General features: G+C 39.8%; 1 protein-coding gene. It reads right to left on the bottom strand.

The genetic code is table 11. From position 1 onward, the window contains the following. A partial coding sequence (locus tag HMPREF3168_RS00840) for a diguanylate cyclase domain-containing protein (protein ID WP_210384535.1) occupies positions 1–414 on the bottom strand: 414 nt, incomplete at its 3' end. Between the last annotated feature and the right edge of the window lie 402 nt (positions 415–816).

The following is an 816-nucleotide window of genomic DNA, read 5'->3' as shown; positions in this document are numbered from 1 at the left end:
TACACAAGAATTTATACTGAACCCTAAAAACTCATCCCCGCCAAAGCGGAAAGACATGTCTTGCCCGAAGCTTTTGGCTAATTCACTAGCCAGGGCAATCAGCATCCTGTCTCCGGCTTCATGGCCAAACTTGTTGTTGGTTTCGTGCAGGCCATTGACGTCGCAGAAAACATAAGTAACGCTCTCTTGAGCTGCTTGCAAAAGATTATTAATCTCGTGTTGGTAATAGTTGCGGTTTCTGATCCCGGTTAAGAGGTCGTTCTCACTGAGGAATTCGCTCTTTTCCACGTCCAGCCCGCAGGCGACAATTAATATTTCCTGCACCCGGGCCTTGAGCAGGTAGCCGAAGTTAAGTCCTAGCAGACCTCCGCAGATAATGGCGGTGACGTTGATTACTGATCCGATTCCTGTCATTTGTTTCACCTCAGTCAAAAGTATAGCATAGAAGCGGAAAGCTTTTTAATTTAAATATCATTTCAATAATAAAAAAGCGAATATTCGTGATTGTCCAGACAAGTAAAGCTTTCACCTAGATAAATCAACGATTACCAACTAAATGCATATAAAATATGCAGCTTTCTTAATGAAGATCAAGAAAACTACTTGCAAGCCTTGCATCTATCCTTTATACTATTGAAAAAACAGAAAGGAAGCAGCAAAAATGGCCGCATTTATTAACATTAACCCAGATATCTGCCCAGCTTCATTCGCTGTTCCTTTTCCATTTTTTCAAATTATTAATATTTCATCACTTAAGACATGTCACTCGTTGATATGTCTTTTTTTAGGTTCAGTATAAAAACTTGTGTAAATGAC

This window comes from Lactobacillus sp. HMSC08B12 (assembly GCF_001808415.1).
GTDB classification, from domain to species: Bacteria; Bacillota; Bacilli; order Lactobacillales; family Lactobacillaceae; genus Lactobacillus; species Lactobacillus delbrueckii.
Note: the sequence above shows the minus strand (reverse complement) of the source record. Positions and strands in the feature narration are given on the sequence as shown.